This window comes from Blastococcus sp. SYSU DS0669 (genome assembly GCF_054050895.1).
In genome coordinates this window covers 75,352-98,017 of sequence record NZ_JBJHAE010000010.1, presented here as the reverse complement: position 1 = coordinate 98,017, position 22,666 = coordinate 75,352, and the positions used below count along the sequence as shown (strand labels likewise).

Annotated in this window: 16 protein-coding genes; 8 read left to right on the top strand and 8 right to left on the bottom strand. The window is 72.5% G+C overall.

From position 1 onward, the window contains the following. Nucleotides 1–15: 15 nt before the first annotated feature. Nucleotides 16–1,185 carry an acyltransferase family protein gene (locus tag ACI792_RS12375; protein ID WP_456602845.1) on the bottom strand — a complete coding sequence of 390 codons (1,170 nt, stop codon included), beginning with the start codon at nucleotides 1,183–1,185 and terminating at the stop codon, nucleotides 16–18. A gap of 80 nt (nucleotides 1,186–1,265) precedes the next feature. Between ACI792_RS12375 and ACI792_RS12370 the strand changes: the two genes are divergently transcribed. Genes ACI792_RS12370 through ACI792_RS12360 form a run of 3 tightly spaced genes read left to right on the top strand, consistent with a single transcriptional unit; the run spans nucleotide 1,266 to nucleotide 4,178 of the window. Continuing rightward, complete coding sequence (locus ACI792_RS12370) at nucleotides 1,266–2,483, top strand: 5-(carboxyamino)imidazole ribonucleotide synthase (RefSeq protein WP_456602844.1); 1,218 nt, start codon at nucleotides 1,266–1,268, stop codon at nucleotides 2,481–2,483. A 10-nt stretch (nucleotides 2,484–2,493) separates the two neighbouring features. Then, nucleotides 2,494–3,000, top strand: a complete 507-nt coding sequence (purE, locus tag ACI792_RS12365) for a 5-(carboxyamino)imidazole ribonucleotide mutase (protein WP_456602843.1) — start codon at nucleotides 2,494–2,496, stop codon at nucleotides 2,998–3,000. A gap of 23 nt (nucleotides 3,001–3,023) precedes the next feature. After that, entirely contained in the window at nucleotides 3,024–4,178 is a 1,155-nt protein-coding gene (locus ACI792_RS12360; protein ID WP_456580672.1) for an acyl-CoA dehydrogenase family protein, read from the top strand. Nucleotides 4,179–4,217: 39 nt separating this feature from the next. On the opposite strand, the gene ACI792_RS12355 is transcribed toward ACI792_RS12360, so the two are convergent. From ACI792_RS12355 to ACI792_RS12345, 3 genes are all read right to left on the bottom strand, one after another. After that, nucleotides 4,218–5,039, bottom strand: coding sequence for a DUF1028 domain-containing protein (locus ACI792_RS12355; RefSeq protein WP_456602842.1), 822 nt, complete (start codon nucleotides 5,037–5,039; stop codon nucleotides 4,218–4,220). A gap of 87 nt (nucleotides 5,040–5,126) precedes the next feature. Then, the gene (locus ACI792_RS12350; RefSeq protein ID WP_456602841.1) at nucleotides 5,127–5,924 is read right to left on the bottom strand and encodes a TIGR03089 family protein; all 798 of its coding nucleotides are present in this window, start codon (nucleotides 5,922–5,924) and stop codon (nucleotides 5,127–5,129) included. Further along, a complete protein-coding gene (locus ACI792_RS12345) occupies nucleotides 5,924–7,318 on the bottom strand; it encodes an LCP family protein (RefSeq protein ID WP_456580669.1) in 1,395 nt (464 codons plus the stop codon). Before ACI792_RS12345 ends, ACI792_RS12350 begins: the two co-directional genes overlap by 1 nt. A 611-nt stretch (nucleotides 7,319–7,929) precedes the next feature. On the opposite strand from ACI792_RS12345, the gene ACI792_RS12340 reads away from it, so the two are divergent. The 3 genes from ACI792_RS12340 to ACI792_RS12330 all read left to right on the top strand — a co-directional run bounded on the left by ACI792_RS12340 (nucleotide 7,930) and on the right by ACI792_RS12330 (nucleotide 13,504). Next, nucleotides 7,930–10,467: an N-acetylmuramoyl-L-alanine amidase gene (locus tag ACI792_RS12340; RefSeq protein WP_456602840.1), complete on the top strand. Its 2,538-nt coding sequence runs from the start codon at nucleotides 7,930–7,932 to the stop codon at nucleotides 10,465–10,467. A gap of 317 nt (nucleotides 10,468–10,784) precedes the next feature. Next, nucleotides 10,785–11,084: a hypothetical protein gene (locus ACI792_RS12335; RefSeq protein ID WP_456602839.1), complete on the top strand. Its 300-nt coding sequence runs from the start codon at nucleotides 10,785–10,787 to the stop codon at nucleotides 11,082–11,084. Further along, entirely contained in the window at nucleotides 11,081–13,504 is a 2,424-nt protein-coding gene (locus tag ACI792_RS12330) for a hypothetical protein (RefSeq protein ID WP_456602838.1), read from the top strand. Before ACI792_RS12335 ends, ACI792_RS12330 begins: the two co-directional genes overlap by 4 nt. Here ACI792_RS12330 and ACI792_RS12325 read toward each other — a convergent pair. Next, nucleotides 13,494–14,612: a glycosyltransferase family 4 protein gene (locus tag ACI792_RS12325; protein WP_456602837.1), complete on the bottom strand. Its 1,119-nt coding sequence runs from the start codon at nucleotides 14,610–14,612 to the stop codon at nucleotides 13,494–13,496. The two genes, ACI792_RS12330 and ACI792_RS12325, sit on opposite strands and share 11 nt — an antisense overlap. Before the next feature lie 254 nt (nucleotides 14,613–14,866). Between ACI792_RS12325 and ACI792_RS12320 the strand changes: the two genes are divergently transcribed. Next, nucleotides 14,867–17,881, top strand: coding sequence for a rhamnosyltransferase WsaF family glycosyltransferase (locus ACI792_RS12320; RefSeq protein ID WP_456602836.1), 3,015 nt, complete (start codon nucleotides 14,867–14,869; stop codon nucleotides 17,879–17,881). A gap of 47 nt (nucleotides 17,882–17,928) precedes the next feature. Next, nucleotides 17,929–19,242, top strand: coding sequence for a glycosyltransferase (locus tag ACI792_RS12315; RefSeq protein WP_456602835.1), 1,314 nt, complete (start codon nucleotides 17,929–17,931; stop codon nucleotides 19,240–19,242). 21 nt (nucleotides 19,243–19,263) lie between these two features. Here ACI792_RS12315 and ACI792_RS12310 read toward each other — a convergent pair whose 3' ends face one another. From ACI792_RS12310 to ACI792_RS12300, 3 genes are read right to left on the bottom strand one after another with little or no spacing between them, the layout of a single operon-like run. After that, nucleotides 19,264–20,433 (bottom strand): class I SAM-dependent methyltransferase, encoded by a 1,170-nt coding sequence (locus ACI792_RS12310; protein ID WP_456602834.1) that lies wholly within the window; start codon nucleotides 20,431–20,433, stop codon nucleotides 19,264–19,266. A 13-nt stretch (nucleotides 20,434–20,446) separates the two neighbouring features. After that, entirely contained in the window at nucleotides 20,447–21,781 is a 1,335-nt protein-coding gene (locus ACI792_RS12305) for an ABC transporter ATP-binding protein (protein ID WP_456580661.1), read from the bottom strand. After that, nucleotides 21,778–22,590, bottom strand: a complete 813-nt coding sequence (locus ACI792_RS12300; protein ID WP_456580660.1) for an ABC transporter permease — start codon at nucleotides 22,588–22,590, stop codon at nucleotides 21,778–21,780. Before ACI792_RS12300 ends, ACI792_RS12305 begins: the two co-directional genes overlap by 4 nt. Nucleotides 22,591–22,666: the final 76 nt, after the last annotated feature.

Below are 22,666 nucleotides of genomic sequence, written 5' to 3'. Positions count from 1 at the left end.
CGGAAGAGTCCCCGATCAGACGGTGGCCTCCTCCCGGGCCGGCGCAGGCCGGCGAGGGGGCGGGACGAGGGCGGGCGCGGCGGTGACCGGAGCCGTCGCCGGCGGTGGGAGGTCGGCGCGGGGCCGGCTTCGCCGCCCGAGCGCGACGGCCGGCAGCTCGACCCATCGGTAGGTCAGCTCGCTGACCGCGAGGGTGACGACCACCCACAGCGCCGAGCTCAGCCAGGCGTCGGGCAGCGCGGGCACCGCGGCCAGCACCAGGCATTGCACCAGGTAGACCGAGTAGCTGGTGACGCCCAGCCGGCGCAGGGGGGCCGGCACCACGCGCCGCCGGAGGGCGATGCCGGCGCAGAACAGGACGTACGCGCCGAGCCAGGCGGTGAGCATCGCCAGGAAGGCCGGGGCATCCGGCGGCTGCGGCGTCACGACGACCGCCGCGTGCAGCAGGGCGACCCCCGATGCGAGGACGGCGGCCACGCACAGCACCAGGGAGCGCGAGGGCACCGCCCCGCTGTGCCAGCGGTGGAAGACCGTGCCGGTGAGCATGGTGGCCAGGCAGAACGCGCCGGTCGGCGGGGTCGCGCCCACGAGAGAGCCGGCGCCCAGGGCGAGCGCCAGGCACACCGCCGCGGCAGTCAGCGCGAGCGCGACGCTGTGCCGGTGGAGCCGGAGGGCGAACAGGACCGACACGCCCAGGTAGAACAGCATCTCGAAGGCCAGCGTCCAGTAGGACACCAGCGCGTTCGGGACGCCGACCAGCATCTGGACCATGGACAGGTTGGCCAGCCAGTCGCCGACCGACATGGGGGCTGCCGGTGTGGCGACACCGGAGAAGGCCAGCCAGGCGGCGGCGCCCAGGCTGAGCCAGTAGAGGGGGAAGAGCCGGAAGAAGCGGCTGCGCCAGAAGGCGGCCAACCGGCGGCCGCGCCCGTCCGACACCGGGCCTCGCTCGAGGCTGGCCGGGATGATGAAGCCGCTGCACAGGAAGAACACCATGACGCCCATCTGGCCCAGCAGGACGCCGGAATGCGTCAGCTCCTGGAAGGCGGGGAACGCTCGCTCGCCCACGTGCTGGGCCAGGACGAGGCCGACCGCCACCCCCCGGAGGCCGTCGAGGAAGGCCAGCCGGGAACCCGGACGGGGCGTGCGCGCGCTAAGGAGTGCGCACTGTGATGGAGCCGTCACGCAGGGAGGCTAGAAGCTGCGACGCTCCGTTCCCCTCCCGACGAGCGGGGAATGGGCTGCCCTTAGTCTCGGCAGTCACCATGGCCACTCCACTCGACTCGCGCACCGGGCTGCCCGTGGTGGCCGTGGTCGGCGGCGGTCAGCTCGCCCGCATGACGTCCCAGGCCGCCGTCGCGCTCGGTCAGTCCCTGCGCGTGCTGTCCGCCGGCCCGGACGAGTCGGCCGCGCTCGTCGCCGCCGACGTGCGACTCGGTGACCACCAGGACCTCGAGGCCCTCCGCGCGGTGGCCGACGGGGCCACGGTGGTCACCTTCGACCACGAGCACGTGCCGACGGAGCACCTCCGCACGCTGGTCGAGGAGGGCATCCGCGTCGCCCCGGGCCCGGATGCCCTGGTGCACGCGCAGGACAAGCTGGTGCTGCGCCGTGCGCTCGCGGAGGCCGGGGAGCCGCAGCCGGCCTGGGCGGAGGTGCGGTCGGCGGGCGACGTCGCCGCCTTCGCCGGGGCGCACGGCTGGCCCGTCGTGCTCAAGACCCCCCGCGGCGGCTACGACGGCAAGGGGGTGTTCGTCGTGGGGGACGCCGAGGCCGCCGCCGGGCTGCTGGAACGGCACGGCACCCTGCTGGCCGAGCAGCGGGTGGCCATGGTGCGGGAGCTCTCGGCCCAGGTCGCGCGGTCGCCGTTCGGCCAGGTGGCGGTGTGGCCGGTCGTGGAGACCGTGCAGCGCGACGGCGTCTGCGCCGAGGTGTACGCGCCCGCGCCCGGGCTCCCCGACGACCTGGCCACCGCGGCCCAGGAGCTCGCCGTGCGGATCGCCGACCGGCTCGGCGTCGTCGGCATGCTCGCGGTCGAGCTGTTCGAGACCGAGGACGGGGTGCTGGTCAACGAGCTGGCGATGCGGCCGCACAACTCCGGCCACTGGACCATCGAGGGCGCGCGCACCAGCCAGTTCGAGCAGCACCTGCGCGCCGTCCTCGACTACCCGCTGGGCTCCACGGAGATGGTCGCCCCGGTCGTGGTGATGGCGAACGTGCTCGGCGGTGCGGCGGCGGACGAGGGTTGGACCGGCCCGGCGCTCGACGAGCGGATCCACCACTTCATGGCGCACTGGCCCGACGTGAAGCTGCACTGGTACGGCAAGACGCAGCGCCCGGGCCGCAAGCTGGGCCACGTGACCGCCCTCGGCACGGAGCTCGCCGAGGTGCGCGCCCGGGCGGTGGCCGCGGCCCGGTACCTGGCCGACGGGGTCGTCGACCCGGCGTTCGCGTTCGAGCACGAGCACGAGCACGAGCACTGAGGAGCAGGGCATGAGCGACCCGGTCGTCGGCATCGTCATGGGCAGCGACTCGGACTGGCCGGTGATGCAGCCGGCCGCCGAGGCGCTCGAGGAGTTCGGCGTCGCCTGGGAGGCGCACGTCCTCTCGGCGCACCGCACCCCCCGCCGGATGCTCGACTACGCCGAGGCCGCCGCCGGCCGCGGCCTGCGGGTGATCGTCGCCGGCGCCGGTGGGGCCGCCCACCTGCCCGGGATGGTCGCGGCGGCCACCCCGCTGCCGGTCATCGGCGTGCCCCGGCCGCTGGACCGGCTCGACGGGCTGGACAGCCTGCTCTCGATCGTGCAGATGCCTGCCGGCGTGCCGGTGGCCACCGTGGGCATCGGCGGCGGCCGGAACGCCGGGCTGCTCGCGGTGCGCATCCTCGCCGCCGGCGACGCGGAGCTGCGCAGCCGGGTCGAGCGGTTCCAGGCCGAGCTCGCCGAGAGCGTCGTCGCCCGGGACCTCACCCTCCAGGAGCGCCTCGCTACCCGCGGGTAGTCGGACGTCCTACGATCGTCGGCGTGGGTACGAACAGCGGGCTGTACGCGTTGACCGAGGAGCACGAGGCGATCCGGGCGGCGGTGCGCGACATCGCCGAGCGGGAGATCGCGCCCCACGCCGCCGAGGTGGACGCCGAGTCGCGGTACCCGATCGAGGCGCAGAAGGCGCTCACCGCGGCGGGCTTCCACGCCACCCACATCCCCGAGGCCTACGGCGGCGAGGGCGCCGACGCGATCGCGACGTGCATCGTCATCGAGGAGGTCGCCCGGGTCGACATGAGCGCCTCGCTGATCCCCGCGGTCAACAAGCTGGGCTCGATGCCGGTGATCCTGTCGGCGTCCGAGGACCTCAAGCAGAAGGTGCTCGCCCCCATCGCCGCCGGCGAGGCGATGATCAGCTACGGCCTGTCCGAGCGCGAGGCCGGCTCCGACGCCGCCGCCATGAAGACCCGCGCCCGCCTCGACGGCGACAGCTGGGTGCTCAACGGCACCAAGGCGTGGATCACCAACTCCGGCGTCTCCGAGTGGTACACGGTCATGGCCGTCACCGATCCCGAGAAGGGCGCCAACGGCATCTCCGCGTTCGCCGTCCACCGGGACGACCCGGGCTTCGCCGTGGGTCCCAAGGAGCGCAAGATGGGCATCAAGGGCTCGCCGACCTGCGAGCTCTACTTCACCGACTGCACCATCCCCGCCGACCGGATCATCGGGGCGCCGGGCACCGGCTTCAAGACCGCGCTGCGCACCCTCGACTTCACCCGGCCCACCATCGGCGCCCAGGCCGTCGGCGTCGCGCAGGGGGCCCTGGACGCCTCCGTCGCCTACGTCAAGGAGCGGAAGCAGTTCGGCAAGGCCGTCGGCGAGTTCCAGGGCGTGCAGTTCATGCTCGCCGACATGGAGATGAGGATTCAGGCGGCCCGCCAGCTGGTCTACGTCGCCGCCGCCGCGGGGGAGCAGGGGCGTCCCGACGTCACCGGGCTCTCGGCCTCGGCCAAGGCGTTCGCCTCCGACGTCGCCATGCAGGTGACCACCGACGCCGTCCAGCTGTTCGGCGGCGCCGGCTACACCCAGGACTTCCCGGTCGAGCGCATGATGCGCGACGCCAAGATCACCCAGATCTACGAGGGCACCAACCAGGTGCAGCGCATGGTGATCGCCCGCAGCCTGCTCAGGTAGCCGAGCCCTCCGCCGGCGCAGCTGCCGCGCGACGGCGGCTCAGTCCAGGAGCCGGGAGACCGCAGCCAGCCGGGCGTCGCCGGCCATGGCGCCGAGCCATGTCGACCAGCCCGGTCGGCTGCGCATCGCCTCCAGCGCCCGGCGGGCTCCGTCCCGGTCCCCTCGTCGGGATGCGGCGAGAGCGGCGTAGAGGTCGCGGGCGCCCTCCGGGGCGAAGAGCGCCAGGTACTCGTAGTCCCGCTCGTCGTACGCCCGCTGCAGGTTGCGCAGCATGCGGAGCTGGGCCACCGGATCGCCGGAGTCGTCGACGCGCAGGTCCGCGCGCAGGCCGTCGTCCTCCTCCGTGGCCGGCTCCCCGGCGACGACGAGCAGCGCAGCCGACTGGCGGCCGCGCAGGTCGCCACCGGCCTCCTGGCCGGCGAGCAGCGCCGCGAGCAGCCGGTCGGGCAGCGCGCCGGTGGCGCCGGTGAAGGCCTCGGCCATCACCGGCAGCACGCGGTCGGACGCGAGCATGTTCCCCTGGACGCTCCAGCCGTCACCGAGGAGGTGTCCACCGGCGGGGAAGGACCCCGGTCCGGTGTCGGCCGCCACCTGCCCGGTGGCGTCCATGACGGCGAGCTGGCGGTCCCCGTCCTCGGCCGAGTGCGTGGCCCGGCGGACCAGGTCCGCGGGCTCGCTGCCCGCAGCCAGCCCCTCGAGGACGGCGTACCCGGTCCCGCGCGGGCTGCGCGCCTGCACGGCGACGACGCCCACGCCCGGTCGGGCGCCGGGCACCGCGCGGCCGACGGCGAGGATGCAGGACGAGACGGCGACCCCGAGCTCCCCGGTGCCCGGGTCGCGCGCGAGGATCGAGAAGGTCACCGTCGGCGCCTCCTGCTGCGGGGCGGGTTCGTCGCTGCGGTCACGGTCCTCCGGCCTCCATGGCGGCGGGGTGCGGGCCGCGGCCGGTCAGGCCTCCCGGCCCAGCTCGCGGACCCCGTCGATCCGGTGCCCGAGGGTAGCCGTGACACGCTCGGTGGCGGCGCGGTGCTCGAGGCGCGAGACGTCCGCCGAGCCGACGAGGACCACCGACGCGCCGGCGGCCAGCGGTGCGAGCAGCCAGGCCACCGGTCCGGCCTCGGCGGCGACGGAGGCGTCCACCATCAGCCGGTCGCCGGCCACGATGCCCAGCCGCTCCGCCAGCTCGCCGGCCGCCTGCACGAGGCCGGCGAGGGAGAGCTCCAGGCCGCCCAGGGCGAGGCCCGGACCGTCCGGCCGGGGCGGTGCCCACGGGTGGAACACGTCACCGTGCACCCGCACCTCGAGCGCGAAGTCCCGCGCCGGGCCGGTGTACCCGGTCATGCCCATGCCCAGGGGGTGCAGGGACAGGCCGAGCAGCTCCGCGACCCCCTGCTCCTCGAGGGGCTGCAGGCGGTCCTGCGCTGCGAGCACGACGTCGACGTCGTCGAGCCGTCCGTCGTCCTCCGGGGCGGTGTCGACCACCGTGGCCCCGCAGCTCCACACGGCGAGGAGCACGGCCGCGGTCTGCCAGTGCACCGGGAGCGCCAGGGCGACCCGGCTGCCGGGGCCGACGTCGAACTCCTCCTGCAGGAGGTTCGCCGTCTTGGCCACCCAGTTCGCCAGCGTCGCCGTCGAGAGCTCGACCCGCTCCCCGGTGGCGTCGTCGTAGTACGTCAGCAGGGGGGTGGCGGGGGAGCGGTCCAGCGCCCCGGCCAGGAGGTCCGCGGGGGTGAGGGCGGCGGGCATCAGTTGATGCAGGCGGTGTCCGCCGCGGTGCGGGCGTCCTGGCCCTCCACCGGTGCAGTCGGTGCCTGCGGGGTGACGGCCTGACCCACGCCGTTGAAGTCGCTGCCCAGCACGAGCTGCACGCTACCGGTGGCGGCGTCGTCGCTCTCCTCGGCGACCGCGCCGGGGATGGCGGCGGCCACGGTCAGGGCGAGCGCTTCGTCGCCGGCGGCGTGGCGGACGACCGTCTGCTCGTAGTCGCTGGAGTCGGCGTTGCCGGTCGTCCCGACGGAGAACCCGCCCGCCGTCAGCGACTCGGCCGCCTCACCGGCCAGACCGGAGATGCCCGAGCCGTTGTAGACGTCCACGGTCACCGTGGCGGGGTCGACGGTCCGCGGCGCCTCGGTCGTCGCCGGGGCCTCCTCCTCCGGCTCGGCCGAGAGGTCGGCGAAGAAGTCGTGGAGCGCGTCCTCGTCCTCGAGCCGCACGATGGACCGATCCTGGTCGTCGCGGTCGGTCCCCAGGTTGGGCACCGTCTGGAAGTCGACGCCGCCGGCGGTCACCGACTGCATCTGGCCGGCCAGCTCGAAGAGGTCCAGCGACTGGTCGACGGTGAGGGAGTCGGCGGCCGCCTGGACCAGCTCGCGCTGCTTGCCGAGGTCCAGCAGGACGTTGTCGGAGAGGATCTTGCGGATCATCCCGGCGATGAACACCTGCTGCCGCACGATCCGGTCGAAGTCACCGCGGAGCAGCCCGTGCCGCTGGCGCACGAAGGCCAGGGCCTGCTCGCCGCTGATCGTCTGCACGCCCGCGGGGAGGTTCACGCCCGAGTAGCCGTCCTTGGCGGGCTCGCAGAGGTTGACCTCGACGCCGCCCACGACGGTGGACAGGTTGAAGAAGCCGAGCAGGTCGACCTCGGCGTAGTGGTCGATCTGCAGACCGGTGAGCTGGCTGATGGTGCGGATGAGCAGCTGCGCGCCCGCCGCCTGCTTCTCGGTCTCCGTGGCGTTCTCCGACGCCTCCTGGGTGTAACCGTAGGCGTAGGCGGCGTTCAGCTTGTCCCAGCCGTAGCCGGGGATCCGGACGTAGGAGTCGCGGGGGAAGGAGACGAACGACGCGCGTGAGCCGTCGGCGGGGACGTGCGCCAAGATCATCGTGTCGGTGTTGATCCCGTTGCTCGCCTCGGTGTTGAGCGCCTCGAGCTCGTCCTCCGTCGCGCTGGCGCGGCTGTCGTTGCCCACCAGCAGCAGGTTCATGGCCTCACCGGCGCGCCCGAGCCCCTCGTTGCCGCTGGTCGGGATCGCGTCGGTGCGCGTGACGCTGGCATCGGCGACCCGTCCGAGGTACCAGCCCCAGCCCCCGGTCCCGAGCAGCACCAGCGACAGCACCGCGGCGATGGCGCGCACGGCCGTCACGGCGCCAGCGGAGCCGCCACCGGAATCCACCGCGCCGTCCCGTGAGCGGCGCCGGGTCGAGCCATCGGGGGAGCGACGCGGCCGGCCGGCCCGGGGGTCGAGTCGGGCGGGCAGTGGGCTCGAGGCGCCGTCGGGGCGCTCTGCAGAGCGGGTCACGGGTGGTCCTCACGTCGGGCCGGACTCGGGGCAGGTTCGGGCGTCTCGCCCGTCAGGCTGGACGTGCCGGGACGATACGTCGCACCGGGCGGCCCCGAGGGCAGAGACCGGGTGTTCCCGGCGACTCCGGCGCCTCTTCGGTGCCGTCCGTCACGCAGGGCACAACAGGCCCCATCCGTCGCGCGGTGCGGGTCCGGCAGCCGCCCCTCCGGGGTCGACCCGACCGACGGCCCGGTGACCCGGCGCCCCCGCTGCCACCCATCGAGGCGCTTCACGTCTCCCGCAATCCGGCGATGCCGACCGTGCGTGTCGGTCACGATCTGTCACGTTTTAGTCACTTACCCTCGTGTCGAGGTCGTGCCGAGCTCAAGTCCGTGTCGCCGTCGACCGATGAGTGGAGCGGGGCTCCTTCCCCGCCAGCTGCCGCCCCGCTGACACCCAACCGGAGGTCGACCGTGCGTCGCGTCATCGCGGGAACCACCGCATTCGTGGCCCTGACCGGCACCCTCCTCGTGCTGCCTGTCTACGCCTCGCCGTTGCCCGAGGCGGAGCCCGTCGAGACGAGCATCGACACCGTCGAGCTCGGCTCCGCCGACGCGCCCACGTCCGTGGCCGACGTGGCACAGGCCGAGGACATCGTGCCCGAACTGGTCGGGGAGGTCGCCGGCGACGCCGGGCCCGGAGCTCAGCCGGTGGCAGCAGAGGACCCGGTCCTGACGTTCGCGCGCTCACGGGGGGAGGAGTTCTCCGCCGTCGGAGTCACCTGGGGTGTCGACGAGGAGACCCGCGACGTGACGGTGCGGCTCCGCTCGCGCGCCGTCGGTGGGGGATGGGGGGAGTGGGCAGAGCTCCAGGCCGATGACGTCGAGCAGTCCCCGTCCGCGGAGACCGCCGAGGTGCGGGCGGGAACCGCGCCGTACTGGACCGGCCCGAGCAGCGGCGTCGAGGTGCAGGTGACCGCGGCCGGCGGCGAGCAGCCGCGAGACGTGCAGGTCGAGCTGATCGACCCGGGCACGAGCGAGGCCGATACCGCGCTCGGCGCTTCCGACGCGGTCGGCCAGGCGCACGCGGCGTCGGCGATGCCGGTGGTGCACAGCCGTGCGCAGTGGGGAGCGGACGAGTCGATCCGGTTCTGGGACCCCGAGTACGCGCCCACCATCAAGGCCGCCACGCTGCACCACACGGCCGACGCGAACGGCTACACCGCCGATCAGGTGCCGGCGATCATGCGGTCGATCTACGCCTACCACACGAAGAGCCGGGGCTGGGGGGACATCGGCTACAACGTGATCGTCGACCGGTTCGGCCGGATCTTCGAAGGCCGTCACGGCGGGCTGTCCAGCACCGTCGTCGGCGCGCACGCCGGTGGCTTCAACACCGGGACCTTCGGGGTCTCGATGCTGGGGGACTACTCGAAGGTCGACACGCCGCAGGCCATGCTCGACAGCGTCGCCGCGATCATCGCCTGGAAGCTGGATCTGTACGGGGTGGACCCCAAGGGCACGACCCAGCTGACGTCCGGCGGTGGCACGTCGCGCTTCCCGGCGGGGCAGGTCGTCACCGTGCCGACCGTCTTCGCGCACCGAGACGTCACCAACACGGCCTGCCCGGGGCAGTACGCGTACAACCGCATGGGCCAGCTACGGGACATGGTGGGAGGGCGCATCGGCCGGTCCCCCGGCGGTAGTCCGCTCGGCGGCCTGGAGTCCCTGCAGCTCGACGGCTCGGTGCTGTCGTTCTCCGGCTGGACCTTCGATCCCGACTTCCCGACGGGGAGCATCGCCGTGGGCATCGAGGTGGGCGGCCGTCGTGTGGTCACCGCCACGGCCGACCGGTTCCGACCGGACGTCGCGGCGGTGCACCCGCAGGCCGGCCCAGGCCACGGCTTCGCCGGTTCCCTCTCCCTCACACGGGGCCGGCACCAGGTGTGCGTGGTGCTGCTCAACGCCCCGCCTTCCGGTGCCGACGTCTGGACGCGGTGCCAGTACGTCACCGTCGCGACCGACCCGGCACCGGGGAAGGACCCGGTCGGCAACCTGGAGGCGGCCACGATCTCAGGGCGCACCGTGTCGCTCCGCGGGTGGGCTGTGGACCCGGATGCGCTTACCGCGGCCCTCAGCGTGCACGTGTACGTCAACGGCAGCGCAGTGGGGGCGGTGACCGCCGGGCTGGACCGACCCGATGTCGCCGCGGCGATACGGGACGCAGGACCGGCGCACGGGTTCCAGGCGTCGTTCGAGAGCCCGGGCCCGGGCAGGCACAAGGTCTGCGTCTACGCCATCAACCAGAACGCCGGGACCACCAACCCTGAACTCGGTTGCCGGACGGTGGACGCCCCGGCCGGACCGTGGGCTCCGCGCGGCAGCCTGGACACCGTCAGCGCCAGTGGGCGCACGGTGACCGTCACGGGATGGGCCCTGGACGACGACACGCCGCAGGAGGCCTCCGTGATCCACCTGCACGTCGACGGCGTCCCTGCGAAGGCTCTCCGTGCGGACGGTCGCCGGGACGACGTGGCGGCCGCGTTCCCGGCGGCGGGCAGCCGGCACGGCTACGTGGCGACCCTGGATCTGGCACCGGGCGCGCGGTCCGTGTGCGCATACGCACTGAACACCGGCTACGGGACCGTGAACACGCAGCTGGGGTGCCGTTCGGTGTCCGTTGCCGCATCCGCGTGGAACCCCGTCGGCAGCCTCGACGGCGTCGACGCCGGCACCCACGGCGTGGCCGTCCACGGCTGGGCCTGGGATCCCGACCGGGGGGCCGGTGCGACGTCGGTGCACGTCTACGTCGACGGTCGCTGGGGGGCGGCCATCACGGCGGCGGAGACCCGAGCGGATGTGGCAGCGGCCGTGCCCACCGCCGGCCCGGCCCACGGTTACGCGATCACGCTGCCGCTGGGCAGCGGGCAGCACCAGGTCTGCGCCTACGCCATCAACACCGGGCACGGCTCGACTAACCCGCTCCTCGGGTGCCGCACGGTCCAGGTCTGACCCGCACCGCTACATCCGGATCCCCGGCTCTGGTCCTCATGAAAGGCACGGCCATGTCTCGATCTGCGCACCGCCGCCGGAGGGCAGGGGGTGCCGCCCTCGTCCTCCTGCTCCTCGCGGCGATCGTGACGTGGTGGTGGTGGAGCGGGCATGGTGGCTCTGACCCGGCTCCGGTCGCCGACCCGGGGACAGCCGCCGGGGGGGCCGCGGCCGGGGGTCCGACCCGGACGACCGCCCCCGCCGGTGTCGACCCCGAGCGCACCGCCGCACCGGCGCCGGTTCCCGCGGAGACGTCGACGGTGCGCGGTGCCACGCCGGTGGATCCTGTCGTCACCTTCGCGGCCTGGGTGGAGGACACCGGGTCGGTCGAGGTCAACGGCTACGTCGCGGGAGTCATCGAGTCGCACGGCAGCTGCGTGCTGACGCTGTCACGTGGATCCCAGAGCCTCAGCGTCGAGAACACGGCTGCTCCGGATGCGACGACCACCACGTGCGGGCTCCTGCAGGTCGCCGGTGCCGACCTGGCGGCCGGCACCTGGGAGGCGGTCCTGTCCTACCGGTCGGACACGTCGACGGGTGTCTCCCCGGCCGTGGACGTGGAGGTCCCGGCCAGATGAAGCGGCTCCTGACCCGGTTGGCCCTGGGGATCACGGTGATGGCCACTGCCGCCGGTCTGCTCGTCGCCGGCGGCTCGTCCCCCGACCGGGTCGACCTCGATGTCACCGCGGACCTGGGGCAGTTCAACCCCGGCAACATCATCAGCGACTCGGTGTTCTTCGACGGAGCCGGGATGAGCCCCGACGACGTCCGGAAGTTCATCGAGCTCAAGGGCATGAACTGCCGTGCGGGATCCGACGGGACACCGTGCCTCAAGGACTACCGCCAGGACACCACCGCCCGACCCGCGGATCAGTACTGCTCCGGCTATGCGGCCGGGTCCCAGGAGAGCGCGGCCACCATCATCAGCAAGGCAGCCCGGGCGTGCAACGTCAGTCCCCGGGTGCTCCTCGTGATGCTGCAGAAGGAACAGTCGCTGGTGACCAACACCGGGTCGTCACTGTACGAGCGGCGCTACCGGGAGGCCATGGGCTACGCATGTCCTGACACGGCCCCCTGCGACCCGGCGTACAACGGGTTCCAGAACCAGGTGTACAGCGCGGCACGGCGGTTCCAGGTCTACAAGGTTCATCCCACGTCGTACGGGTACCGGGCCGGTCGCACCAACACCGTGCTGTACCACCCGAATCGCGACTGCGGATCCAGCCAGGTCTACATCCACAACCAGGCCACCGCGGGCCTGTACATCTACACGCCCTACCAGCCCAACGCCGCTGCCCTCGCCGCCGGATACGGTTCCGGGGACGCCTGCTCGGCGTACGGCAACCGCAACTTCTGGCTGTACTTCACGGACTGGTTCACGTCCACCCAGGCGCCGGGGGAGTCGGCCTGGCAGCCGCTGGGTGCGCTCGACTCGGTGACCGCCCGCACGGGGAACCAGGTGGACATCCGGGGGTGGGCGGTCGACCCGGACACCACGGCCCCGATCAGCGTCCACGTCTACGTCGACGGGCAGCTGCAGGGTTCGGTGACGGCCGATGCTCGCCGCGACGACGTGGCCGCCGCGCTGCCGGCGTGGGGAGGCGCGCACGGCTACGAACGGACGATCGGTGTCACGCAGGGCATCCACGAGGTCTGCGTGTACGCCATCAACGTCGGCGCTTTCGCCCCGAACACCAAGCTCGGCTGCCGCACCGTGGACACCCGGGGGCTGCCGCTGGGGTCCATCGACGCCGCTGTGCTCCGCGAAGGGCAGGGGGAGCTGACCGGTTGGGCCCTGGACCCGGACAGCTCCTCGCCGACCGCGGTGCACGTCTACGTGAACGGCGCGTGGGCGACGCAGGCTCTGGCCGACCAGCCGCGCCCGGACGTGGCAGAGGCCTACCCGGCCGCGGGGACGGCGCGTGGTTTCCGCATACCCGTACCGCTGCAGCCTGGTCGGAACGAGGTGTGCCTCTTCGCGATCAACTCGCCGTCGGGCGGGCACAACCCGCAACTGGGGTGCTGGACCACGACGTTGGAGGTGCGACCCGCTGGCCGTGCCGACGTCTCGGGCGGACCGCGGGCGATCAGCGTCTCGGGCTGGGCACTGGATCCCGAGACGGCCGGCCCCGTCGACGTCCACGTCTACGTCGACGGGCAGTGGGCGGCCGCGCTGCGCGCGGACCAGCATCGCGACGACATCCCTGCCGAGTTCGCGGACCTGGGCAGGCGGCACGGCTTCTCCGGAGACGTCGCCGTCGCCCCCGGTGAGCACGAGGTCTGCACCTACGCCATCAACGTGCGCCAGGGAACCGAGAACCCGCAGCTCGGCTGCTCCACCGCGCTCGTCGGCGTCCCCCCCATCGGGAACCTCGAGGTGGCGTCCGCCGAGGGGGCGACCGTCGCCCTCCGAGGGTGGGCGCTGGACCCGGACACCTCGGCGCCGATCGACGTCCACCTCTACGTCGACGGCCGGATGGTCTCGCACGTCACGGCGGATGCGCCGCGCCCGGACGTCGAGGCCGCGCACCCGGGCACGGGGTCGGCGCACGGGTTCGCCACCACGGTCGTGCTCGCGCCCGGCCGCCACGAGGCCTGCGCGTACGCGATCAACGTCCTCGGTGGCAGCGCACCCAACACCCGGCTGGGTTGTCTCGCGGTCACCGTGGCGCCCAGCGTCGAGCCGCGGGGCGCGGTGGACGCGGTGACCGCAGAAGCGGGGCACCTGGTCGTGCGGGGCTGGGCGTACGACCCCGACCTCCCCGCGCGCTCCATCGACGTCCACTTCTACCTGGACGGCCGGTACGCCGGGCGGCTGACCGCGGACCAGTCCCGGCCGGACGTCGCAGCGGCGATCAGCGGGGCCGGGGAGGCCCACGGGTACACCGCCTACCTGGGCCCGCTGTCGGGCCGGCGGACCGTGTGCGCCTACGCCATCGACACGGCCGGTGCGGTCAACCCGCTGCTGGGTTGCGCGACCCTGACGGTCACCGGCTGACCGCTCTCCGATACGCCTCCAGGGTGGCCGCCGCCGTGGCGTGCCAGTCGAACCGTCGGGCGCGCTCGCGGCGCTGCTCGCGCGCGCCCGACGGTTCCGGCTCCGTCGCGGCACGGAGCAGGGCGTCGGTCAGGGGCGCCTCGCGCCCTTCCGGGACGAGCGTCGCGACGGCGGGATCGTGTCCCACCACCTCCCGGATGACCGGCAGGTCGGACGCGACGACCGGAGTGCCGCATGCCAGGGCTTCGAGCGGAGGAAGCCCGAAACCTTCGTACGCGGTCGGGTAGACCAGGGCAGTGGCGCCGGCGACGGCTGAACGCACGTCGGTGTCCGGGAGGTAGCCGGTGAGGCGGATCCTGGACGGTGGGATCCCCTCCAGGTCCAGCTGCGGCCCCCAGCCCTCCGGCCCGACGAGGACGAGCCCGGGTGCATCCGGGAGGGTGGCCAGCAGGGCGCGGTAGGCGGACAGCAGGAGCGGCAGGTTCTTGCGCGGCTCGAGGTTGCCCACGAAGAGGAAGTAGCGCGACGGCAGGTCCAGCCGCCGGCGCATGACGTCGTCCGGCGCTTCCGCGGTGAACCACTCGGTGTCGACCCCGAGATGCGTGACGGCCAGCCGGTCCTCCGCGACGCCGTAGGTCTCGGCCAGCTCCTCGGCCACCGACCGGCTCGGGGTGAGCACCATCCGCGCCCGCCGCAGGCCGAGGGGCACCAGGTCGCGGTAGGCGCGCGCGGCCGGGGTGACCGAGTCCCGCCGGTGGAGGAAGGAGAGGTCGTGCACCGTGACGACGCCCGCGGCACGGCCGGTGGGCGGGAGCACGAAGTTCGTGGCGTGGAAGACGTCGGCGGGGCCGGTGAGCCGGGTCACCGCCGGCCACTCCGACCGGGCCCAGAGCCGGTGCAGCAGGCGGGCCGGGGCGGGCGGCCCGACAGCCGTGGCCCCGGGCGGGAGCTGGGCTGGCAGCGCGCGGCGACCGCGCGCGGTGAACGCGACGCAGGCGACCGCGAGGTCGTCCCGGCCGACGGCCAGCTCCCGGGCCAGGGAGGCGACGTACCGGCCGACCCCCGTCCGAGGGCCCAGGAGGGGGGTCGCGTCGAGAACTACACGCACGTCAGCATCTCCCGGCACAGCCGTTCCATCCGGACGGCCGCGCCCTGGGGGGCCAGGTAGGTTGGGGGCTCCGGTGCCCCTGCCCGTCGCGCGGGGAGTTCCCGGATGAATCGCACAGCCGACCACCACGGGAGCCGTTAATCGTGACCTCCTCCTCGTCCGACGCCTCGCCCGAGGCCCTGGAACCAGTCTCGCAGGCGGTGTCGGACTCAGCAGGGCTGCCGGGTGAACCTGCCACCGTCACCGATGCACCTGTGATCCCGGAGAGCCTGCCGACGGGCTGGAAGCAGCGGGTCAGGGAGACGGTCCGCGACCGGCTGCCCGAGGGGAGCAAGCAGCGCGCGGTGGCGAAGGCCGCGCTGTCGACCTACCGCGAGGTGCTGCACACCGCCGGCACGATCCGGTCGCTGTGGGCCATCCCCGGCGTCGTCGAGCCGACCGCGCCCTCCTACCGCAGCTGGCTGCGCGAGCACGAGGCGACCCCGCAGGAGCGGGACGCCCAGCGCGAGTACTCCCGTCGCGCCTCGCACCCGGTGTCGGTCCAGGTGATCATCCTGCCCGGCAAGGGTGCCGTCGGCGACACCCTCGCCTCGCTCGAGGAGCAGTCCTGGGAGCACTGGACCGCGGTGGCCTGCGACCCCGTGCTCCCGTCGTCGGTCGAGCCGGCGGTCAGCGGACGGGTCGTGCAGGCGGGAGGCATCCCGGTCGAGTCCGCCAACACGCACGTGATCCACGGCGACGCTGACCTGGTCGTCCTGCTCCAGGCCGGTGACCGGCTCCGTCCGGACTGCCTCTACCAGGTGGCGATGGCGGCCCGGCGCGACCCGCTCGTGGACATCATCTCCTGGGACGACGACGTCCTGGACGGCGACCGGCCCACCGATCCGCGGTTCCGGCCGTCGTGGTCCCCCGAGCTCCTGCTCGGCGCCCCCTACGTCGGGCGGGCTTTCGCCATCCGCCGCGCCCGGTACCTGGCCGCAGGGGGTCTGCGGGTCGACGCCGGCGAGGCCGGCCACTGGGACCTCCTCCTCCGCGCGGACTGCGAGCCGGAGCGCGTGACCCGGGTGACCCGTGTCCTGAGCAGCGTCCCCGAGCGGGACCCGGTCCCGGACGACGACGCGGTGCGCATCGTCCAGCAGCACCTCGACCGGAAGGGCATCACCGCGCGGGCGGAGCCGGCGCCCGGTGGAACGGTGCGGCTGCGCTGGACCCCGGTGGAATGGCCGTCGGTCAGCATCATCATCCCGACGCGTCACAACCGGCCGATGCTGTCGACCTGCCTGCCGTCGCTCGAGGGCACGGACTACCCGGCCTTCGACGTGGTGATCGTCGACAACGGCGGGCAGACGCCGGAGAACGAGCAGTGGTACGCCGGACGCGGCCTCGACTACCCGGTCGAGGTCCTGTGGTGGCACGAGCAGCCGTTCAACTACAGCGCCGTCAACAACGCCGCGGTGCGGGCCTCCTCGGGGGAGGTGCTGGTCTTCCTCAACGACGACACCGAAGTCCTCGACCCGCAGTGGTTGAAGGAGCTCGTGGGCTGGGCCATGCAGCCGGAGATCGGGGTGTCGGGTCTCCAGCTCACCGGGCCGGACGGGAAGATCCAGCACGCCGGGGTGATCCTGGGCATGGGTGGGTTCGCCGACCACGTCTTCGAGGGCATGGCGCCCGGCAGCGACTCGATGTACGGGCCGACCGACTGGTATCGCAACGTGCTGGCCGTGACCGGGGCCTGCTGCGCCGTCCGCCGTGAGTTGTTCGAGCAGGTGGGCGGGTTCGACGAGCGGTTCGTCCTGTGCGGCTCCGATGTGTCGCTGGGCCTGGACATGGTCCTGGACGGCCGCCGGAACATCTGCTCACCGTTCTCCGGCATCCGGCACCTGGAGTCGGCCACCCGCGGCACGACCGTGCCGACCCAGGACTTCTTCGCCAGCTACTGGCGCTACAACACCTGGCTGTTCGGCGGCGACCCGTACTGGAACCCCAGCCTCTCCCTGGGCAGCCGCACGCCCGCCCTGAAGGGCCGGCACGAACCCAGCCCGCAGCAGCGCCTGGCCGGTCCGCTCGGCCGCGACTTCACCGCGTTCCGGCAGCGCAACGACGCCGCGGAGTCGCGCATGCTCGCCGACATGTGCCGGGCACTGCCGGCCGACGTGGCGGCCATCGACGCGCTGCACCGGGAGAACGCCGAGCCGTTCGCGGTGCGCACGGTCAACTGGTTCATCCCGGACATCGACAGCCCGTTCTACGGCGGCATCAACTCGGCGCTCCGGATCGCGGACGAGCTGGCGCGCAACCACGGCGTCGAGAACCGCTTCGTCGTGTGGGGCAGCCCTCCGGACCACTTCGTCCGGTCGGCGCTGGCGGCGGCGTTCCCCTCACTGGCCGACTCGCAGATCGTCTTCTACGACGGGTCGCGGGAGAGCCTGTCCGACGTGCCCGAGGCCGACGTCGGGATCGCGACGCTCTGGGTCACCGCCTACGCGCTGGCGCACGCACCCAACATGAAGCGGAAGTTCTACCTGATCCAGGACTTCGAGCCGATGTTCTACCCGGCCAGCACGCTGTACGCCCTGGCGGAGGAGACCTACCGCCTGGGGCTGTACGGGCTCTGCAACACCCACAACCTGCAGAAGATCTACGCCGAGGACTACGACGGCAAGGGCATGGGGTTCATGCCGGCCGTCGACGGATCGGTCTTCCACGCCCGGTGGCGGCACGAGCGCACACCGGGTTCGCCGGTGACCGTGTTCGTCTACGCCCGTCCCGGTCACTGGCGGAACTGCTGGGAGATGGCGTCCCTGGCGCTCGAAGAGCTCAAGCGTCGTCTCGGCGACGGTGTCCGCATCGTGACGGCCGGCGCCTGGGCCACCGGGCAGGGCGCGGACGAGGACATCAAGCCCCTCGGGTTGCTGGCCTACCGGGCGACCGGTGAGCTCTACCGGAACAGCGACGTGGGCCTGGCGCTCACCGTCTCCAAGCACCCGTCGTACCTGCCCCTGGAGCTGATGGCCTGCGGCGTTCCCGTCGTCGCGTTCGACAACCCCTGGGGGCACTGGATCCTCGAGCACGAGGAGAACTGCCTGCTCTCCAAGCGCACGGCGGACGACCTGGCCGACCAGCTGGAGCGTCTGTGCCGGGACAAGGCGCTGCGCGAACGGCTGTCCACGCGAGGCCTCCAGGACATCGCCGAACGGCACGGGGACTGGGACCGTGCGCTGAGCGGGATCTACGACTACCTCTGCGACCCCGAAGGGAGGGGCGCCTGACCGCCCCGGGCGTCCTCTTCGTCACCGCTGAGCCGCTGGGCGTGCGGATGGCCGGACCGGCCATCCGCACCCTGGAGCTCGCTCGCACCCTCGCGGCGGAACCAGAGATCGGTGCGGTCACCGTCGCGTCCCTGTCCGAGGTGGGCATCAGCGACCCGGCGGTACAGCTCACTGCCGCTCGCGATCGGGCGCACCTGCGTGAGCTCGTCCGGTCGGCGGGGTCGGTCGTCGTCCAGGGAGACGTGCTCGGGCTGCACCCCTGGCTGGCCGAGTCAGACGTGCCATTGGTCGTCGATGCGTACGACCCGTTCCACCTCGAGCAGCTGGAACGCACCCGCGGGCTCGGTGAAGGAGCTCGCCGGGCGGTGGTCAGGGACTGCATCACGGCGCTGAACGTCCAGTTGTCCCGTGCCGACCTGGTGCTGTGCGCCTCGCGGCGCCAACGCGCCCTGTGGTTGGGGCATCTCGCCGCGCTCGGCCGGGTCAACCCGGTGACCTACGACCGGGCCCCGGATCTCTCTGCCCTCGTGGCCGTCGTGCCGTTCGGCACCCCGCGGCGCCCCCCGGTGGACGGCGACCGGCACGCCCTGGCCCGGGCGCACCCGTCGATCGCGCCCGGCGACGTGGTCGTCGTCTGGGGCGGCGGGATCTACGAGTGGCTGGACCCGGTCACCCTCGTGCGCGCGATGGCAGAGGTCGAGCACCGTGCGCCGCGGTTGCGTCTCCTCTTCCTCGGGACCCGCCATCCGGTCGCCGGCGTGGAGGGGAACGCGGGGGAGGCCCGCCGGGCCGCCGAGGAGGCGGGCGTGCTGGACCGGACCGTCGTCTTCCACGAGGGCTGGGTGCCCTACGAGGAACGCGATCGGTGGCTCCGTTCCGCCGACATCGCGGTGAGCACCCACTGGGACCACCTGGAGACCGAGTTCGCCTTCCGCACACGGGTGCTGGACTACCTGTGGTGCGGACTTCCCGTGATCACCACGGCCGGCGACGAACTGGCCGACGTGCTGTCGGGCCGCGGCGCCGGCCTCGTCGTGCCGCCGGGGGACGTCGAGGCGCTGAGCGCCGCGCTCCTCGAACTGGCCGGATCGCCCGGTGCGCGTTCATCGCTCGGCAACGCGGCGCGCGACCTGTCCGCCGAGCTGGCCTGGGACCGGGTGGCGCGTCCGCTGGTGGCGTTCTGCTCCGCGCCGCGGCGGGCGCCTGACCTGGCGCTCGATGCGGTGGACCGGCTCCAGCTGGGTCTCCGGCCGGCGGGACCTCCGCGAGGCACGCTCCGCCGGCGGATCGCCGCCGCCCTTCGCGAGGGCGGCATCGGGCTGGTGGCCCGCCGGCTGCTCGCTCGCGTGCCCCGCCGCTGACCGCCGCGCAGGAGGCCGACGTCAGCCCTCGTCGCGGCGGCGCAGCTTCTTGAGCCTCGTGAGGGGTGAGCGGCGGGTCTCGCCGAGGGGGCGCGGTGCCGGCACCTGCGCACGGAGCTCCTCGATCTCATCGTGGAGCTTCTTCACCTCGGCCTCGTGAGCGGTGCGCACCGCCTCGGCCTCCATGCGGGCCTCCTCGCGCTGGGCGATCGCGGCGTCCCGCCGCGCGGCCATCTCGGTGTAGTGCTGCGCCGACAGCCGCGGCAGGAGCAGGAACTCGGCGTGGCCCACCTGCTCGGCGAAGGGCGCGAATCGCCGCTTCTTCCGCATGACCACGATCGAGTCGTAGAACGCCATGCTCGCCACGTGGTCGGTCCAGACGGGCTCGACGGGGCCGGGGCGGTGGTAGCCGTTGATGTCGTCGATGCGGTCCTTGCACCACTCGATGAAGGTCCCCGGACGACCGACCCCACCCTGGTAGGCGTCCCAGTAGGAGGTGTGGCAGTCCTCGGTGAGGAGCACCCCGTCCTCGGCCAGCAGCGGGAACAGGGTCTCCGCGGTGACGATCTGCTGGCGCATCTCGTGCCCGCCGTCGTCGATCACGATGTCGAACGGCCCGTACTTCTCCACCAGGGACTTGAGGAACTCGGGGTCGGTCTGATCGCCGATCTCGACGACGTGGTCGGGGGCGGCCACCTGCTGGGCGCGCTCGTCGATGTCGGCCCCGACCAGGACGGCATCCGGACCGAAGTACCAGCGCCACATGTCCAGCGATCCGCCGCGGTACACGCCGATCTCCAGGATGCGCACCGGCGTGCCCCGGAATCGCGCGAAGTGCTCCGAGTAGACGGGGAAGTAGTGGATCCACTTGTCGAGGATCCGACCGGTCCGTTTGGTGGAGAAGTAGCCGAACAAGTCGTCCGAACGCAGCTCGGCGAGCCCGTCGCCGAGGTAGAAGGCGGCCCGGTAGCACTCGTTGGCGAGGTAGTCGATGTCCCCGGCCGCGCGGAGGGTGTCGCCGAGAGCGCGCGCCATGCCCGCCGAGGTGTCGGCGGAGTCCAGCGCCTGCCGGATGGACGTGCGCTCCTCGTCGGTCAGCCCGCCGTTGGAGGTGATGATGCGCTCGACGTCGTCGTGCGTCTTCTCTGCCAGGGCGAGCAGGAGCGACTTGAGAGTTTCTTCGGTGATCATCGGGGTTCCTCGCTCAGTGGGAGGTCAGCTCGTCGGCCGCCGGCAACGCAGCCTGGTGGGTCCAGCGTCCAGACATGCGGATGAGGCCCGGCTCGGTGACGGCGTCCTCCGCGCGCACCTTGAGGACGAAGGCCCGGTCGATGTAGTCGTACATGTGTCCCTTGTCGACGACCGCGGCGCTGACGAGGTACTCGCCCGGCTGCAAGGGCAACGAGTCGAGCGAGTAGTCGACCGTGCCTCGGCCGCGTGGCAGGGCGAAGGTGTCCGGGCCGTAACCGGAGTTCGGTCCGGCGGCCTGGACCCCGGACTCGTGCACGAAGGCGAGCCCGAAGGTGACCTCCGGGATCTCGGTGCCGGCGTCGTAGGAGATCCGCAGCGTGCAGGGGCGCCCGGTCGTGAGGAACTTGCGGTCCGCTCCGTGCTCGTCGAGGTACTGCACCCCGGTCACGCGGACCTCGCCGGAGCCGCGTCGCGGGGTCTTCCCCTCGAAGCCGTCGGGGTCCGCCGCTGACTCGACGAGCGCGTCGCTCTCGCCCTCGCTCTCCTTCTGGTCCGTCGCGGCCTCCTTGGCGTTCACCTCGGTGAGGTAGGAGTCCACCACCTCGCGGGCGGGGCCGACGTGGCGCAGCGTGCCGCCGTCGAGCCAGGCCGCCTCGTCGCAGAGGTCGGACACCAGCGCCAGTGAGTGGGTCACCAGAACGATGGTGACGCCCTTCCGGCGGAGCTGGTACAGGTGGTCGAAGCAGCGGCGCTGGAACGCCTCGTCCCCGACGGCGATGACCTCGTCGATGATGAGGATCTCGGGATCGAGGTTCACCGCGATGGCGAAGCCCAGCCGCACGTACATGCCCGAGCTGTAGACCTTGACGGGGGTGTCGATGAACTCCCCGAGGCCGCTGAACTCGATGATGTCGTCCATGGCGGCGTCGATCTGCCTGCGGGTCATCCCGAGGATGGACCCGTTCAGGTAGATGTTGTCGCGGCCGGACATCTCGGGGTGGAACCCGGCGCCGAGCTCGAGCATGGCCGAGACCCGGCCGGATGCGGTGATCGTGCCGCTCGAGGGGCGGTGGATGCCGGCGACCAGCTTGAGCAGCGTCGACTTGCCCGACCCGTTGTGCCCGATCAGGCCGAAGGTCTTGCCTCGCGGGATGTCCAGGGAGACGCCCTTGAGGGCCCAGAACTCCTCGTGGCGGGACTGGCGGCGACGAGCGCTGAAGAGCTCCTTGACGTTCGTCTTCCGGTCGTTGTGGAGACGGAACTTCTTGGTCACGCCCCGCACCGCGATGGCCACGTCGGCGGCTTCGGCGCGGCCGGGTGCGGTGTCGTTGCCCAGTGGTGCGGTCACAGGTCCTCGCTCACGTCGGCGGCCTTTCGCTGGAAGAACCACCACCCCACGGTGAGCATGGCCAGGCTCAGCGTCGCCAGGTATGCGAGCCGGCCCCACCCGGGGAACTGCAGGTCCCAGAGCACATCGCGGAACGCCTCGATGAACGAGGTGATGGGGTTGTACTCGTAGATCCGCAGCCACGGGTGCTCGGCGTAGAGCTCGGTGACCAGGGTGATGGGGTAGATGATGGGAGAGGCGTAGAACAGCAGGCCCAGGAGCACGGTGACGATGTACGCCACGTCCCGGAACCGGGCGTTGAGGATCGCGAGCAGCATGCCGAGACCCAGGGCGAAGGCCCCCAGCATGAGGAGGAGGACGGGGACCATCAGGAACGTCCAGCTGATGTTCCAGACGAGGACGTAGACGAGGAACAGCAGCCCGAACTCGATCGCCGTCTGGTTGAGCACGGCGAGCGCCGAACCCATGACCGGCGCGAACGGCGGGAAGTAGATCTTCCGCAAGAGCGGCCCCGCACTCACCAGTGCTCCCATGCCGCTCGTCGTCACGGCGTGGAAGAAGTTCCACGCCGTGAGGGCGGTGAAGAGGTAGATCGGGAAGCTCTCGAGCGTCCCGTTCCCCGCGACCGGTGTGGGGAACCGGAGGATGAAACCGAAGACGATGCTGTACGTCGCCAGCGTGGCGAGCGGGTTGATCAGGGACCAGGCGGAGCCGAGCAGGCTTCCCTTGTACTTGCCTTTGACCTCGCGGTTGGCGAAATTGCCGATCAGCCCGCGGTACTGCCACACGTCCCGCACAGCCTGCGTCATGCTGCGGATTCCACCTGTCTTCTTCGCGTGCGCCGGTGCGCCGGCAACACGTTGATCACCGCCGATCGGGGTCTCC